Below are 17,191 nucleotides of genomic sequence, written 5' to 3' on the forward strand. Positions count from 1 at the left end.
ATTAATAACCCAAACTTTTCAAAGCTAATGAATTATTTCAAAAAAGCTAAGGCTATCGTATTGGCTTTACCGCTTCCATTTCTATTTCTTATTATGAAACTGTCCATCGCATTCTTATTGATAGCTGTGATCCAGGTACCCGCCAAGAGTTACAGCCAAGACATCAATCTCAATGTACGTGATATGTCGTTGGAAACCGTCTTCGCATTGATTGAAGAGCAAAGTGGTTATGTGTTTTTCTATGACGACCAATTAGTCAAAGATCGTAAAATAACTCTAAAGGTAGAACGAGCGTCAATTGACAACTTATTAAGCAATCATTTTAAGAACCTCCCTTTAGAATTTACCGTAGTAGGGGATAAAAACATCGTCGTAAAGCAGAAAATCAAGACCACAAGCATTCCGATTCAAGACCGACAGGTGCGTGGTCAGGTCACATCGGCTGCAGACGGATCGCCGCTGGTCGGTGTATCGGTATCCGTTCGGGGAACGACCCAGGGCACACAGACGGACAATGAAGGCAGGTATATCATTACAGCAGCCAATGGAGCTATACTGGTTTTTCGGAGTGTTGGTTTTGCAGAGAAAACAGCAGTGGTGAGCGCATCGACCGTCAACGTTTCGTTGGAGGAAATACAAAGCGCATTGGACGAGGTTATCGTGGTTGCCTACGGCACCACCACCAAAGCGACTAACGTTGGGTCGATTGCGCAAGTATCTTCCGAAAATTTTGAAAACAGGCCGTTGACCAATGTCACCGATGCATTGGTTGGCTCGGCTCCGGGTGTCCAGGGTACGATTGGCGGTGGTGCTCCCGGAGCAGAAGCCAATATCCGTGTGAGGGGGTTCGGGTCTATATCGGCCTCGAACGCTCCGCTGTATGTCGTCGATGGAATTCCTTATGATGCCGGCAGTAGTGGCAATTCGGGTATTGTCAATCTCAATCCGGACGATATCGAAAGCATCTCCATATTGAAAGATGCCGCCACCACGGCGCTATACGGATCACGAGGGGCTAACGGGGTGATTATGATCACGACTAAAAGCGGCAAATCGGGTGAGAGCAATTTTACTGTAAGTGCCCGCGCGGGTTTCATCAGCAGAGGCCTGCCTGAATACGATCGCGTTGACGCGTATGAATACTATCCACTGATATGGGAAGCCTATCGCAACAGCTTGGTCCACGGTGCCAACGCGGTACCAATCGACGTAGCAAACAGTATTGCATCCGGACAGACCACTTCGTACAACGGCGCAACATATAGCGATATTGTCAGTCAGGTAAGGTATAATCCGTTTAATGTGAGCGACGAAGAGCTAATGGGAATTGACGGCAGATTAAACCCCAGTGCACGGCTGTTATTCCCGGAAGATCTGGACTGGGCAAAGGCCATTCAACGCGGTGGGAAAAGCAGGCAATCCTACGATTTATCTTATGATGGCGGCGCAGGTAAGACCAATTATTTTGCTTCCCTGGGCTACACGGATGACCGTGGATATTTACTCAAATCGGACATGAAACGGGTCAATGCGCGTGTCAACATCAACACACAGGCAACGAATTGGTTGAGAACCGGCATCAATTTAACTGGCAGCTATCAGGCATCAAATTATGATGCTGCAGGCGGTGGGGGATATATCAACCCGTTCGGTGCAAGCCGTATTATGGCCCCGATTTATCCCGTATATGAGCATGACCTCGTTACGGGCGAATACCTGCTGAATGAGGACGGCAGTAGGCAGTACAGCTTTGGCGATTACCGTCCTTATGGGGGCGGCAGACACGCGATTTGGGAAAACGAAATGGATGTAAGGAAAGAGCAACGAACGGTCGTCGGTGCCAGATCGTTTCTGGAAGCGCAGATTCTGCCACAACTGAAAGCAGCAACTAATTTCGGCGTCGACATCCAGGACAGGCATAATCGCACTTACCAAAATCCGATTATCGGTGATGGTGCCCCCGGAGGCCGGGCTTCCCATAATTTTTACCGGATAACAAGTTATACCTGGAATCAAACACTGGAATATACGCAGTCGTTTGGCCAGCATAATGTAGGTATGCTCGTAGGACACGAAAACTACGCCTATAAGTACAATAACCTGTCTGGTGGTCGCCAAGACATGGTGGTAGATGGTATCTTGGAACTGCCAAATTTTGCAACCATCACATCGGTCAACTCCCGGGAGGACAATTCTACCATAGAGAGTTATTTCGCGCGCGCGAGTTATGACTTTGACGAGAAATATGTGCTGAATGCCTCCGCGCGTAGAGACGGTAATTCCAAATTCCACCCGAATGTACGCTGGGCGACGTTCTGGTCAGTGGGTGGCGCATATAACATCAGCAAAGAAGACTTCTTTACTACACCTTGGGTTGATAACTTAAAGATAAGAGCTTCCTATGGCACGGTCGGTAATGATGGCGGACTCGACTACTATCCCTATCAAGCACTCTACGGGTTCCGCAACAACACCACCACGCCTGGATTTGCACAGGAATCCTTACAAAATGACAGTTTAACCTGGGAAACCGGCAAAAATTTTGACCTCGGCATTGATTTCTCCTTGTTTAAAAACAGGCTTTCGGGTTCCATAGAATATTTCGACAGGGTAACAGACGGATTGATCTTCGGCGTCCCTGTACCGTTGATGAACGGTGGCGTTGTCAGCAGTAGCCCTTACTTTCACGAGATAAACATGAATATCGGATCGCTCTATAACCGCGGTATTGAGGGATCATTGACAGCAAATATTGTCCGCAGTGAAAACTTTAGCTATTCGACAACCTTGAATGTGACCACCTTCAAGAACGAGATCACGGTCATGCCGGATGGCCAACCGTTGATCCAATCCGGTAATCATGCCTACAGTGTAGGGCATTCCATCTATGATTTTTACTTGCGGGAGTTCTATGGGGTCGATCCGGACAATGGCGATGCCTTGTACAGAACCAATAGGGAAACCAGCAATACAAGAATCATCAATAATGATACCGTCACAACGGTGTTGGGCGAAGCCAACTTCCGCTACACCGGAGACTCCTCTATTCCGGACGTCAACGGTTCGATGCTACATAACCTGAGGTACAAAAATTTCTCATTAAGCATTACATTGACGTATCAATTAGGTGGCAAGGTGTACGATTCTCCATATGCTACGCTAATGAGTTCAGGCACCTATGGGTACACCTTACACCGGGATCTGCTGACGCAACGTTGGCAAAATCCCGGGGATATTACCGATGTGCCCCGGCTGGATGTAGCCGCTACGGCTAACCTGTCTGGACAAAGTACACGATTTCTGACGGATGCTTCTTTCCTCAGTGTAAACAACGTGACATTGGGCTATAAAATACCACAATCTTGGATATCAACCGCTGGAATCAAAGATTGTTACCTCTATGCTACCGGTGAAAATCTGGCGTTGTTGTCGGCAAGGAAAGGAATGAACGTGCTCAATTCTTTTAATGGCTCGATAGGAAACGACTACAATTTCAGCCGCGTCATCTCATTTGGAGCAAGAATTAAATTCTAACAATCTGTTGAACGATTTTTAAACAACAAAATAATGATGAAAAAGAGCATTTATATAGGGGTTTTAGCTTTAGCGTTGACAACAGTGGCCACGTCGTGCAGTGATGAATACTTAGAAACTACACCTACCCATCAAGTTTCCACCGCATCTGCCTTTGCAACCGTTGACAATGCGTGGGCGGCATTGAATGGCATACACCGTACGTTATATACCCGGGTATTAGGCCAACAGCAACAGGGAGGCCAGTCTGGCAACATGTTGCAAATGGATGTCCTCGGCGAAGATCTGGTATTTGTGACGAGCGCGAGTCAATGGCTATTAGCAGAATATCAATGGCTTGGCCACATCAATCCCACACACCGATCTGTCGAGTACAATTATCAGTTTTATTACATCATCATCGGCAATGTAAACATGATCCTGGCGAATATAGACGGCGCTGCTGGATCGGAAGCGGATAAAAATTACATCAAGGGCCAAGCATTCGCATACCGTGCGTGGAGTTATTATCAGATGGTCCAGCTATTTGGAGAACGTTATGTGGGTGGTAGCGCCAACAATGGCTTAGGTGTTTCATTGGTGTTGACCCCTGGCCTCGAAGCCATTCCCCGGAATACCGTCGAGGAGGTCTACACGCAAATCAATGCGGACCTGGATCAGGCCATTAGCTTATTGGAAGGTTATGATCGAGGAACGGATAAATCACAGCTGAATAGCAATGTAGCGAAGGGGCTAAAAGCCAGGGTGGCATTGACGCAGCAGAATTATCCCGTTGCTGCAACGTATGCCCGAGAGGCAAGGGCCGGATTCCCATTGATGTCTGCGGCAGAATACCTAAGTGGTTTTAATAATTACTCGGTCGGTGAGTGGATGTGGGGTTCGCGCATGACAGCCGACCAGGTAGATACCTGGGCATCGTTCTTTGCCCATATGTCTATCAATTTCAGCTCCACGATTATCCGGACTTCCCCAAAGGTCATGTACTCCGTGTTATACGATCAGATTTCAGACACCGATATCCGCAAGCAGTTATGGGATCCCACGGGTGCCAATGTGACGGATTTCCCGCTTCCGTTGCCCACGTTTACCAGGCATCCATACCTCAGCCGTAAATTTAGCGTAGTCAATGAGTCATCCAGCATGGGTGATGTACCCTACATGCGTGCTGCAGAAATGTACCTGATTGAAGCAGAAGCCTTGGCCCGGAGCGGTAATGAGCAGGCAGCCGATGTATTGTATGAATATGCCGTGGTACGTGATCCGGCGTATACCCGGTCTACCAATACTGGCCAAGCCTTGGTCGATGAAATATTGATCCAGCGCCGCTCAGAATTGTGGGGAGAAGGATTCCGGTTTTATGATCTGAAAAGGACTAACACCCCACTGGTGAGAGCAGGGAATCACAGTGCTACATACGCGGTGACTATCAATGTCCCCACTGGCGATATCAGGTGGCAATTCCTGATCCCTCAAGACGAAATTAATAACTCCAATGGTGTGGTGACACAAAATCCACAGTAAAAATACTTCAAAACTTTTAAATACCTCCGAGACTATGAACACAACGATCAGTCGCAAGCTATGCTATGCACTTGTATTGGCGTATGGATTATTATTAAATCCTGCATTTTCACAAAACAACCTGACCTACCAGCTACCTCCGGAAAGTATCCGTGAGTTGTTGGATGCACCCACTGTACCCAACGTCCGCTTCAATTCAAGCGGGGACAAGATGCTTATCCTTTCCTCACCTGAATACCCCTCGATAACGCACGTCGCACAGCCCGTATTAGGTATAGCCGGGCTGCGTATCAACCCGGGAACCAATTCCGGCACCGTAGCACCTACCTATACCGAATTGACCATCCGGGACGTGCACACCGGTGCAGACATACCCATCAAAAACATGCCCGAAGATCTCCAAGCTGGCAACATTACCTGGAGCCCGGACGAAGCCTTCCTGGCATTTACCCATACAACGGCAGTTGGTGTAGAGCTCTGGCTCATCAATATCGAAGAAGCAGCAGCCAAAAAACTTACGGATACCTATGTCAACGATGCTTACGGATCCACATTGGAGTGGGATCCGCAAGGCAAGCATATTTTGGTGCAGCTGATCCCGGATAGCAGGGGCGAAAAACCGGTGCCCAGCCAGGTTCCCACAGGGCCCATTATTCAGGAAAACCTCGGCGGCAGAGCCACTCCTTCGCCTACTTACCAATACCTGTTGAGCAGTCCATATGATGAGGTGGTGATGGATTATTACCTGACCAGTCAGCTGGCAACGGTCAGCCCAGAAGGAGTGATTACCAAGATGGGCGAACCCAAGATTTTCCGTTCATTCAGTTACAGCCCGGATGGGCAGTATACCTTGGTTCAAACCATTGAGCGTCCCTACTCCTATGTAAAGCCGATAGCTTCTTTTCCATTTCAGTCGGCCATATATGATTCCAGTTTTAAGCTCGTAAAAACATTATATCATTCACCACTTGCCGACAATCTACCAATCGGTTATGACGTCACCATGTCCGGCCCCCGGTCTTACGGATGGAGAAACGATGCGGCAGCTACCCTCTATTGGGTAGAAGCACTGGATGAAGGCGACCCGAACAAGGCTGTCCCAAAGCGGGATGCATTGTATGTTTTGGCAGCACCGTTTGATGCCACTGGCAAAAAATTGTATGAGACGGACTTGCGTTATGGTGGTGTGCAATGGGGAGGTGATGCCTATGCCGTGATCACCGAGCAATGGCAGAAGGATAGAAAAATCTATAAAACATTAATTAATCCCAATACAGGCAATACCATCAAAAGAATCATGGACCGGCTGTCCGAAGACGGATATACCGATCCGGGAAATTTTGTATTGACCAAAGGTGAAAACAAAAAAAATGTGATCCTCTTCGATAAGGGCAAAAATCCGACCGTTTTTACCATCGGTACGGGGGCTTCACCACTGGGAGACAGGCCTTTTTTAATGCGTTGGGATCTCATCTCAGGCAAGCAAGATACGTTATTCAAGTCCCAGGCACCGTATTATGAATATCCCGTATACTTTAATAATGAAGGCACGGTTTACATTTCAAGGGAGGCTGTAGAAGAAGTCCCCAATTACTTTTTGGTTGATCTGAAAAACAGGAACCATACCGCCATCACCGATTTCTCGGATCCCTACCCCAGTTTGAGGGGAGTCACCAAACAACAATTGTCATACCCCAGAAAAGACGGCATCAAACTTACCGCCACCCTCTACCTGCCCAAAGGCTATAAAAAAGAAGATGGCCGCTTGCCGGTGCTCATATGGGCCTATCCGAGGGAATTTAAAACGCTGGATGCAGCAGGTCAGGTAAAAGGAAGCCCGTACCGCTTTACGACGCTGGCTTTCCGTTCTCCTGTATTTTGGGTGACAAGAGGTTATGCCATTTTGGACAACGCAGATATGCCCATTGTTGGCGAAGGTGATCAGGAGCCAAACGACACATTCATCCAGCAAATCAAGGATAATGCTGAAGCCGTAATTAATTACGTGGTAGACGACCTCGGCATTGCCGACCGACGCAGAATCGGTGTAGGTGGGCATTCATACGGTGCTTTCATGACCGCTAATTTATTGGCACATACAGACCTCTTTGCTGCCGGACTTGCCCGGAGCGGAGCGTATAACCGTACATTGACTCCTTTTGGCTTCCAGTCCGAACGCAGAACGTATTGGCAGGTACCGGATGTCTATTATAATATGTCCCCCTTTAGCTTTGCCGATAAGATAAAGACACCCATATTGCTTACCCATGGCATGGATGATGAAAACTCCGGCACGTTCCCCATACAAAGCGAACGGCTCTATGCGGCCATCAAGGGTTTTGGCGGCACGGTACGGTTGGTCCTATTACCCAGGGAGTTCCACGGTTACCGGGCACGTGAATCGGTCATGCATACCTTTTACGAGATGGATCGGTGGTTGGAAACCTATGTGAAAAACAGAAAATAAAAGCCATCGGCCTATACGACAAAGAAAGCCTCTGCCAATTGACGGCAGGGGCTTTTTAACTCGAATAGCCATCACCCGAACAACCACCAAGCCACGGCAAGCGTCACCAGCACATTGAATGATTGTGCAATGAGAAATGCCCAAAATGGTTTGGCGTTATTCCCCGCCAAGAGATCTTTGAAATTGGTTTCCAGTCCGATACTGGTAAATGCTAAAGCAAACCACAACCCTTGGATATTCTTGATGCCTGCTTTGACCTGGTTTACCGTCGCGGCGTCCAATACAAACGAAAACAACAAGGATGCGGCAAGAAAGCCAAGGACAAACTTGGGAAAACGCTCCCAGATAACACCAAGGCCGGGCTTCTCCACATGCCCGCCCTTCGGCGTCCCCCGGTATGTCCAATATATCGAGATGGCAAGTGCCGCTACACCCAGCAACACATTTTGCGAAAATTTCACAATGGTACTGATTTCCAGTGCGCGTTCGCCGACCAAGCTGCCGGAGGCGACCACAGCACCCGTGGTATCAATGCTTCCGCCCAGCCAAGCCCCTGTCATCTCTTCCGAAAAGCCGAAAAGCCGGGCAAGGTAGGGCATCCCAATCATCATCGGGATGGCCGTAATCAATACCATGGACACCACATAAGACAGCTTCTTTGAATCCCCCTTGATAGCTCCCGCCGTGGCAATGGCCGCCGATACCCCGCAGATTGATACCGCACTGGATATCATCATCGTGAGCTCTTCATCCACCTTCAATTTGCGGCATAGCCAAAAAGCAAAGTACCATACCGATAATACCACAATAAGTGATTGCACGAGCCCCAAAGAACCCGCTTTCAAGATGTCCGAGAAAATGACGCTTGTCCCCAATAGTACCAATCCGATCTTCACCAACAGCTCCGCATTGAGCGAATCCTTGAACCATTGGGGCAATTTAAACAGGTTCCCAACGATTAGCCCAATCAGCAAACTGAAAATTACCGCTTCCAAGCCCAATTCGTTCATAAACGCATTACCCGCCAGCAAAAGGGCGACAATGGTAAGGACAAACACAATGGGGAAACCCAATAACTGGTGTTTGACCGGTTTGCCGGTAATGATGGATCCGATAATGACAATCATATAGACAAAAACAAACTGGTACAACATGCTCAAGCTATTCGTTGCAGTGAATAACGGTTGTAGCGCCCCGGAATTGCTCCATTTATAGTCCGGAATGGGAATTTGCATTCCCAATGTTGCCAAAAAAATGATGGTAAACCCCAATACAACAACAGCCCAATCTTCTGTGATACGTAGCTTAGCTAATGACATGCTTCCTATGCTTAATAGTTATGATTCGTTGACAAATGCAAATGATTTAACTTTTTGGTGGCGGGCCATCACTCACACACCGAAAGCCGAGGTTGTTGCTTCCACTACTTACCTCGCCTTTGCCCCGGCTACCAGCAATATAGCGCTCACAATAGCGCTCATTGCACAAAAACGACCCTCCCCGCTGCACCCGCTTCACAGCGCCGGGCTCCATAGGATCATGGCTGGCTGTTGGTCCTTTAGGATTGACCGCCGGGCTATCCTTGTAATAATCTGGCCGATAGTAGTCTGAGCACCATTCCCATACGTTGCCATCCATGTCATAGATACCAAAGGCATTGGGTTCAAAAGATTTTACAGGAGCGATGCCTTCGTACCCATCCTCGGCAACATCCCGCACAGGGAAATTGCCTTGATACACATTAGCCAGCCATTTGCCTCCCGGCTTCAGTTCGTTGCCCCAGTAATAGGTCGTGTTGGTCTTTCCGGCGCGGGCTGCGTATTCCCATTCCGCTTCGGTAGGAAGCCGCTTACCTGCCCATGTCGCAAAGGCCTCTGCATCTTCATACGCAATGTGCACGACAGGTTCATTTTCGCGGCCCTTTATGCTGCTTCCCCGCCCTTTGGGCTGCCGCCAGCTGGCACCCACTACGTACTTCCACCATTGGAGGTGGTCATGCAGGTTCACGGCTTGCACTGGCGGGGTAAATACAGCCGACCCCGGTTGTAAGACATCCAGTGGCACGTCAGGAAAATCCTTGGGATTCAAAGGTCGTTCTGCTACCGTTTGGTAGCCTGTGGCCGCAACAAACCGGGCGAACTGGGCATTGGTTACCTCATGTTCATCCATCCAAAAACCATCAATGGTCACTTCATGTACAGGGCTGGCATCCGCAAAGTTTGCCGACCCCATGCGATATGTGCCACCCTCAATGTACACCATAGCGGCATCATCCCCACCGGGAAGGAGGGACGGGGCCTTGGATTCGGCAATCGCCGCCGCACGCGAAGGAATACCATGCGACACGCAGGTTACGACGCTATCGTCATTCAAAAGTTCACTTCGCTGTTCCCCGCCGCTTGGCCGCCGGTTACAAGCCAATGCCAATATCGGAAATATAAAAAGTATACCGATTTGCTTGAGATTATCCATCCTTATTCCATTTCATTGGCCAAGATCTGTGCCGCACTGTCGTCATCATATTCAGCAATCAATTCGTCAAGCCTTTCCTTCAATGCCATCGCGACATCTTGGTTGGCTTCGTATATATTCTCCAGTTCATGCGGGTCCCTTTCGAGGTCAAATAGTTCCCAAAAGTCCTTATCGCCATAGAAACGCACTAATTTATATTTCGTCGTGCGCAAGCCAAAATGTGGCATTACCCGGTGTGGTTCGGGATATTCATAATAATGGTAATAGATCGCATCGCGCCAAGCGGCACCCCCATTTTTCAAAACGGGAAGGAACGACTGCCCTTGTAACTCCTCGGGAACGTTTACGCCCGCTATTTCAAGCAGGGTAGGGGCCCAATCCACATTGAGCAAAAATTGGTCGATTTTCGTCCCGGGTGCTACGACACCCGGATAGCGAATGACAAAAGGCGTCCGCAATGATTCTTCATAGATGAATCGCTTATCAAACCAGCCGTGCTCACCCAGGTAAAAACCTTGATCAGACCCATACACAACAATCGTATTCTCTGCTAATCCATTCGACTCCAGGTAGTCAAGCAGCTTGCCGATATTACGATCCAGCGAATTGGCCGTAGCAAGGTAGTCCCGCAGGTATCGCTGAAACTTCCATTCAGCCAAGGCCTTTCCCTTGAGTTTCTTTTCGTTAAACTCTTTGCTTACCTTATCTTGATAGTAAGCCTTGTAAGCCGCACGTTGCTCATCGTTCAACCGTTTATAAATCATGCCATCAGGTGATGGGCGTGTATTTTCGAAATCGATATTAACTTTTAGGTCATTATCCAGCGTCATCGTTTCGGAGACCGTCATGTCCTGGTTAGCCGCTGCAAATCGGGTTTGGTAGTCGTCATAAAAAGTTTCCGGCAACGGAAACTCCACATCATCGTATGCCCCCAAATCCTGGATATCCGGCAACCATTCCCGATGTGTAGCTTTTTCGCCTACAACCAAGAAGAATGGCTTATCAGCCGTCCGTTGATCCAGCCAGGTTGTAGCCACCTGAGTGATGATATCCGTTACGTAGCCTTCATGCCGTACCGTATCATTGTCGCGCGTGATGAAGTCAGGGTTGAAATAGTGCCCCTGTCCCGGCAGGATATGCCAATAATCAAATGCATCTCCCGGCAACGTCCCCAAATGCCATTTACCTATCCAAGCCGTTTCATAGCCAGATTGGCTGAGCAAACGTGAGAACAGCAACTGATTGATGTCAAATTTACTGCCGTTCGTGGTAAAACCATTCACATGGCTATATGTTCCGGTCAGTAGCGTTGCCCTGCTCGGGCCACAAATGGAATTGGTGACAAAGAAGTTATTAAATATAGCACCCTCCGCAGCTATTCGGTCTATATTGGGGGTTTTAGCTAACGTATTGCCATACACACCGATGGCATCATTGGTGTGATCATCAGAAAATATAAAAATAACATTAGGGCGTCGCGGCTGACTCTTGGAGGAATTTGTAGTTTGAACACACGACATCGTCAACATTATCAACGCTCCATAAACAACCATTTGTTTCATATCAGCAAGTATTAGGTTTTAAAAAAATAACCACGTTGAGCATTGCATCAAGTCAGGCCAAAAACATCTTTTAGCGCCTGCCTTGCAGCATGGTATCCACACATTCCATGCACACCCCCGCCGGGAGGCGTGGAAGAAGAACAAATATACAGCCCTTTGGCTGATGTGCGGTACGGTGAAAACCGAAGCGCCGGACGCGTAAACAGTTGTCCCAAATCAATGGTTCCTCCATTAATATCACCACCAATGTAGTTTGGATTATACGCTTCCAGTTCCACGCTATTGATGGTATGCCGCGCAAGTATCCGCTCCCGAAAACCAGGGGCAAACCGCTCCACCTGTCGTTCGATTACTTCCGTCATATCCACGGTAGAGCCATTAGGTACATGGCAGTATGCCCATGCCACCTGTTTGCCTTCCGGAGCACGAGTATTATCAAACACACTTTGTTGTGCAAGCAACACAAAAGGCTTATCGGGATGTTTCCCGTCCCATATCGCCTGCTCGCCGTAAGCAATTTCACCGTACGTCCCCCCCAGGTGCACCGTTCCAGCTTCCCGGCATTCAGGAGCCGTAAACGGTATTGGGCTGTCAAGCGCCCAATCTACCTTGAATACGCCTGCGCCGTAGCGATAGCGATTGAGCTGCCACCTGTATAGGGAAGAAAATTTATGCCCTGCAATTTGTAGCAATTGCCGTGGTGTGATGTCAAACAAGATGGTTTTAGCCGAAGGTAGTTGAGACAGCGACGTCACGTATAGATTAGTTGCTATCCGCCCCCCCAACGCCTGGAAATAAGAGGCCAACGCATTTGCTATACGTTGTGAGCCTCCTTTAGCTATTGGCCAGCCGGTAAGGTGTCCATTTACGGTAAGCACTACGCCAATAGCTGATGTCGTCAGGCTCGACAGCGGCAGTAGCGAATGTGCCGCCATGCCTGCCCACAGCCCTTTGGCCGCCTCCGTATGGAATATGCGGGCGATATAACTTGCCGGAGGCAATGCTTTTAATCCAAATCGGGCCAATCCTATCGGATTCTTGGGTATCCGGAGGGGTCCAAGAACGTCGTTTACAATACCGGGCCACAGCCGCAAAAGCGGTGCATAAAACCGCCGATATTGATCCGCATCACGTCCAAGCAACGTGAAAGTTTCATCCAAAGAGGTTTTCAGCACCGCAGCCGTTCCGTCGTCAAACGGGTGGCCAGCAAGTACGGGCGGGTGGATGTATTCAAGACCATGGTCCGCAAGGGGAAGGGTCTTGAAAAAAGGGGATCCGGCAGCCATGGGATGCACTGCTGAGCAAATATCATGGAGGTAACCCGGCAACGTCAACTCAGCAGTACGCATACCGCCCCCGATGGTATCCTTGCCTTCCACAAGCAATACGGACAGCCCTTTTTGTTGAAGTGTGATAGCTGCAGCCAGTCCATTAGGGCCGCTGCCTATCACAATCGCATCGTAATCCGTTTTATTCTTCAATCGATTCAATTTCTTTCCCGCCGAATTCAGTTTATCACAAAACTAACTTTATCGATGCCTGAATTACCCGTTTTTTCATCAAAGGCGTATACCAATAGCTCAAAACTTCCCTTTTCTGTCAATGGCAACGTTCCCTCAAAAACATTGTCCTCATCCGTGATTTCAAATGGAAATTCTGCTAGAATTTTTCCATCACGCCGCAGCAGGCCTTTTACCTCGATATCATCAGCGTCCCATATGCCCCCTTTGTTGATAACACAGCCGCACATCATCACTAGGTGTACCTTTGCTTTCAAACTTCCCTGTGGCAATGAGGTTATGGCGATTGTCTGATGCGTAGTTGGATAGTTGATGTCCAAGATATACCCTGGGATATCCAGTATAATTCCATCGCCGAGGATATGCTTGCCCGGAATGGCCCAAAATTGTGTAGTCGCTTTCACCGATGCTGCTTTCCGGTTTATTGGCGCGATAACTTCCACATCGACGAATATAGGCTCGCTGATCGTTAGCTGAGCCTCGAATTTAGCCGTATTATCATCGGTAAGCCGCACCGCCCTTGCAATAGGCGTATTCATGATCAATTCGGTATCACCCGATGTCCCCGTGGTATACCCTTGGTCCAGGATTTCGCCCGTGGTGTTATTCCGGACGATTACATAAGCACCACCGATGCCCGTACCGATAAATTTGGCATCTTTAGCCTTTGCCCTGATGACTATCTTGGTCACTTGCGAAAAGACAGGTTGTACCGCCAAGGATAAGATTGGCAAAGCTACCAACGTTACCATTTTAAATGCATTCATTTTGCGTTGTTGCTATTTGTTTATTGCCCATGCTGATTCACAAATATAGCAATTGCCGCCATTTCAGCACGATGCTATTCGTATTTTCCAGCATCCAGCGTACTTTTCGACAACAGATACTGGCGATCAACACGATCTAATACGACGTATAACGAATCCCTATTTTCATTGATGCCCTGTAATATCACACGGTTTCCACCATCAACAGTTTTATAGTTTAAAATCATTTTGTTCCGATTGGACGGGCGTGACGCACGTGCAAATTCCTGTGCCCTCCGGGCTGTTGCACCCCTCGGATCGATAAACCTATTTTCGTCACCAATATGCTTCCAAGCTTCCTCGCTAATCCAATCTGCACCAATCGGATCAGCTGCCGAATCCAGCTTGCGGATTTTATCCTGCAAATACAACGTGTGATCCACCGTATCGGCATAGTAGTGGAATACCCGCCTTCCTCCGCCCGTACCGGCAATTTCAAATGTGCGGTCGATGTCCCGGATAGGGTTGCCGCCACCGTTTGACAAGTCCAGCAGCGTCGGTCTATTCACCTTATAGGTAAGCGTAGTCCATTTTTCAAATGTAGCTTCTTGCCACCGTACCGTATCAATTGGCGAATAGGGGATTTCTTCCCCGTTAATCTTAAATTCAGTGACGTCATAGTATCCCCTGAGTGCTTTGACACCCGGCGTGGACGGCTGTTTATACGGATCGTACCAGTAGTTTAATAGCTGTAGGTAATAGAATACACCAATAAACAAGACAATCACCAAAGTTTTAAGCCCCACCCTTATGACCTTCTGCCATTGTTTCGCAAATGTAGGCCAGTAATCGACGGGCACGGTATACCGTTGGAGGATAAACAGGCTATAAATCCGTGGCACATAATATCCAAATATATACAAGCCGAATATGACAAAATAAAAAGCGTAAGTCTGCACGCCACCATCATACACATGGTTTACAAGGGTGATGCTGCCCAACGCTCCAAACAGTAAAGCCGCGCCATATACGGTGGTTTGCCTAAAAAACAATAAGGTTCCAGCCGTCAGCTCTACCAATCCGGTAAATACCTGATACCAAGGCACGATACCAATGGAGAGCCAATAAATTTTCTGGCCCGTAAAATCCCCGAAATCCGTATTGAGCAGCCCTTCGGAAGGATAAGGCATCTGTACCGGTAGTACCTTGGTAAAACCGAAGCCAATAATACCAATGCCTGCCCTGAACCGGGCGATGACCAAAGACCAATAATAAAGCGTGTTGTATGTCTTACGCTTACGATCCAGCAATGTCCATAGCAGGCCCCCGACGGTAGCCATCGCCAAGAGCGTCACCCAAATGGAATGCCCTTCCAAAGGCGGTATGCCCAGCCACCGGCTTACCTGCGGAAATGACGGTTGGTAGCGTGCAATGCTATACAGATCCCGGTAATGCAAGCTCGTCCAATCATAATCGAACCATTGCTCGAACCAACTGAAGTCCGGAGGTATGGAAAAGATACCTGAAGGAAGCACCAGCAAAATAATATAGATAAACCCTATCCGGAAGGCAATTTTCTGAAAAATCGTCCATGGTTTCGGACTTATTTTTTCTACAGACATGATCCTGAATTTTTAGCTTGATCTTATAACAAGAAACCACCCCTACGCGTCCCTTTTTGCGCCTCTTCGTACAAATATTTTTTATCCAAACGACGCAGCAGCACATCCAAGGAATCTCCTCGGGAATTTAGTCCGGACAATCGGATGGTATGCTGATCAAGCCTTTCATAGCGAAGCTGAAACTTATCATTCAAATAATTTGGATTCTTATTTTCGAGGCTAAGCGTATTCGCAACGCTATCGACACGATAGTGATAATAGTGCCTGCCTACAGTACCGGAGAGCTCATATATCCGATCTTTATCGTTGTGGTGGATGATTTCTATACCATCCAGCCAAGGCTCAATTTTTGCTGCGGTCTTGATACTTAATGTTGCCCACTCCTCAAACACCACATCTTGCCAGCGCACCGTATCGTTCTTGGAATAAGGAAGCCTTTGACCATTCCAGCCAAACTCACTGACATCATATAACCCTTGAGCGCCGGAAAGCCCCGGTGCCGCCGGATAGTGATAAGAACCAGCCTTGTACGTAGCATAGGCCTTATACCCGAATACAAAAATAAAAACAAGGATGAAAGCGGACTTCAACCCGATCTTCAATGCGTATTGCCAGGCATGTATATAGGCAGGTTTATACAAATCAGGATGTGTAGGCTTGTTCAATGAAAACAGGTTGACTATCCGTTTGGCATCGTGCAAAAAGAGAAATGCAGCGATATGCAACAAATACAGGCTATAGATGGCCTCACCACCTTCATAGGCCAGATTCGACAAAAACACATTGCCGTGGAAGATAAGGACGATAAATGCGCCTATTGCGGCAGTCCCCCGGTAAAGTAGTAATAATCCGGCAAAAATTTCAAGCCCACCCAAAAACGTTTCAAAAGTGGGGGCCACCCCCAAAGACAGCGAGAAAATCTTCCATGCCGAAAAATCACCATAGTCGATATTAAAGTTGCTAAGCGACGGATAAGGCGATTGTAATGGGAAAAATTTGATAAGCCCGTATGCAATCACCCCCAGCGCAAGACGATATCTCAAAATTACTCGGAGTAGGTAATATAAATCCAGGTAGTTCGAACGAACCCCCCGCTGTTGTTCAAAAAAATACCATATGATAGATCCGATCCCCGCTAGCACCGCGACGACCAGCCAATCCGCCAACGTACTGAGTCCCCAGAAGTCTGCGGAAGTAAGTTGATGAAAAAATTGAGGGGTATAGCGGCTGACATTAAACAAATCGGCCAGCGTTGGATTTAACCAGTTGATCGAAAATAAGTGGCTATAGAATTTCCAGTCCAATGGCACAGCTTGGAGCACAAAGTAAATAAAAACAAAACGGAAAACCTGTTTTTCATAAGCCTTCCAAGTTGAGCCATTAGTTAATGAAACTGCCATATTTCCATATTTTAAGGTTACCCTCTTTATCCCGCTTTCTCTGTCGCTCTTCTTGAATGACTATTCATTTTTAGGTCTGATAACCGCCCAAATATATACCATTTTGGTAGACATTTATAGGAACAAAATATACCTAAAAAGAGCACAATTTATACGTGATTGGCGTATGGCAATTTGTTAAATAAATAGTAGAAAGAAATGTTAAGAAGAAACAAGCATCATCGGGTAGGTGTTGGCAGTTTGCATGATCATAAACAAAAAAAGCCCCCCGTGTACAAACGGGGGGCTGGAATGAAATCCGGCGCCGACCTACTCTCACGCCTGTTACGGCAATACCATCGGCTCTG

At 47.9% G+C, this 17,191-nt stretch carries 10 protein-coding genes; 3 read left to right on the forward strand and 7 right to left on the reverse strand.

Annotated elements, in window-relative coordinates; all coding sequences use genetic code 11:
- The first annotated feature begins 27 nt into the window (after positions 1–27).
- The 3 genes from BMW65_RS20680 to BMW65_RS20690 are packed head-to-tail and all read left to right on the forward strand — an operon-like array spanning position 28 to position 7,522.
- A complete protein-coding gene (locus BMW65_RS20680; RefSeq protein ID WP_090608486.1) occupies positions 28–3,534 on the forward strand; it encodes a SusC/RagA family TonB-linked outer membrane protein in 3,507 nt (1,168 codons plus the stop codon).
- Positions 3,535–3,567: 33 nt separating this feature from the next.
- Positions 3,568–5,055, forward strand: coding sequence for a RagB/SusD family nutrient uptake outer membrane protein (locus BMW65_RS20685; protein ID WP_218145479.1), 1,488 nt, complete (start codon positions 3,568–3,570; stop codon positions 5,053–5,055).
- Positions 5,056–5,089: 34 nt separating this feature from the next.
- Positions 5,090–7,522 (forward strand): alpha/beta hydrolase family protein, encoded by a 2,433-nt coding sequence (locus tag BMW65_RS20690; RefSeq protein WP_090608489.1) that lies wholly within the window; start codon positions 5,090–5,092, stop codon positions 7,520–7,522.
- Positions 7,523–7,593: 71 nt separating this feature from the next.
- Here BMW65_RS20690 and BMW65_RS20695 read toward each other — a convergent pair whose 3' ends face one another.
- The 7 genes from BMW65_RS20695 to BMW65_RS20725 all read right to left on the reverse strand — a co-directional run bounded on the left by BMW65_RS20695 (position 7,594) and on the right by BMW65_RS20725 (position 16,844).
- Entirely contained in the window at positions 7,594–8,841 is a 1,248-nt protein-coding gene (locus tag BMW65_RS20695; protein ID WP_090608491.1) for a YeiH family protein, read from the reverse strand.
- 46 nt (positions 8,842–8,887) lie between these two features.
- Positions 8,888–9,994 carry a formylglycine-generating enzyme family protein gene (locus tag BMW65_RS20700; RefSeq protein ID WP_090608493.1) on the reverse strand — a complete coding sequence of 369 codons (1,107 nt, stop codon included), beginning with the start codon at positions 9,992–9,994 and terminating at the stop codon, positions 8,888–8,890.
- 2 nt (positions 9,995–9,996) lie between these two features.
- On the reverse strand, positions 9,997–11,556 hold the full coding sequence (locus BMW65_RS20705) for a sulfatase family protein (protein ID WP_090608495.1): 1,560 nt from the start codon (positions 11,554–11,556) through the stop codon (positions 9,997–9,999).
- Positions 11,557–11,603: 47 nt separating this feature from the next.
- Positions 11,604–13,037, reverse strand: coding sequence for a phytoene desaturase family protein (locus BMW65_RS20710; protein ID WP_090608518.1), 1,434 nt, complete (start codon positions 13,035–13,037; stop codon positions 11,604–11,606).
- A gap of 26 nt (positions 13,038–13,063) precedes the next feature.
- A complete protein-coding gene (locus tag BMW65_RS20715; protein WP_218145480.1) occupies positions 13,064–13,843 on the reverse strand; it encodes a hypothetical protein in 780 nt (259 codons plus the stop codon).
- A gap of 74 nt (positions 13,844–13,917) precedes the next feature.
- Positions 13,918–15,444: a hypothetical protein gene (locus BMW65_RS20720; RefSeq protein WP_090608497.1), complete on the reverse strand. Its 1,527-nt coding sequence runs from the start codon at positions 15,442–15,444 to the stop codon at positions 13,918–13,920.
- 23 nt (positions 15,445–15,467) lie between these two features.
- Entirely contained in the window at positions 15,468–16,844 is a 1,377-nt protein-coding gene (locus BMW65_RS20725) for a hypothetical protein (protein WP_090608499.1), read from the reverse strand.
- Positions 16,845–17,191: the final 347 nt, after the last annotated feature.

This window comes from Parapedobacter koreensis (genome assembly GCF_900109365.1).
Lineage (GTDB): Bacteria > Bacteroidota > Bacteroidia > Sphingobacteriales > Sphingobacteriaceae > Parapedobacter > Parapedobacter koreensis.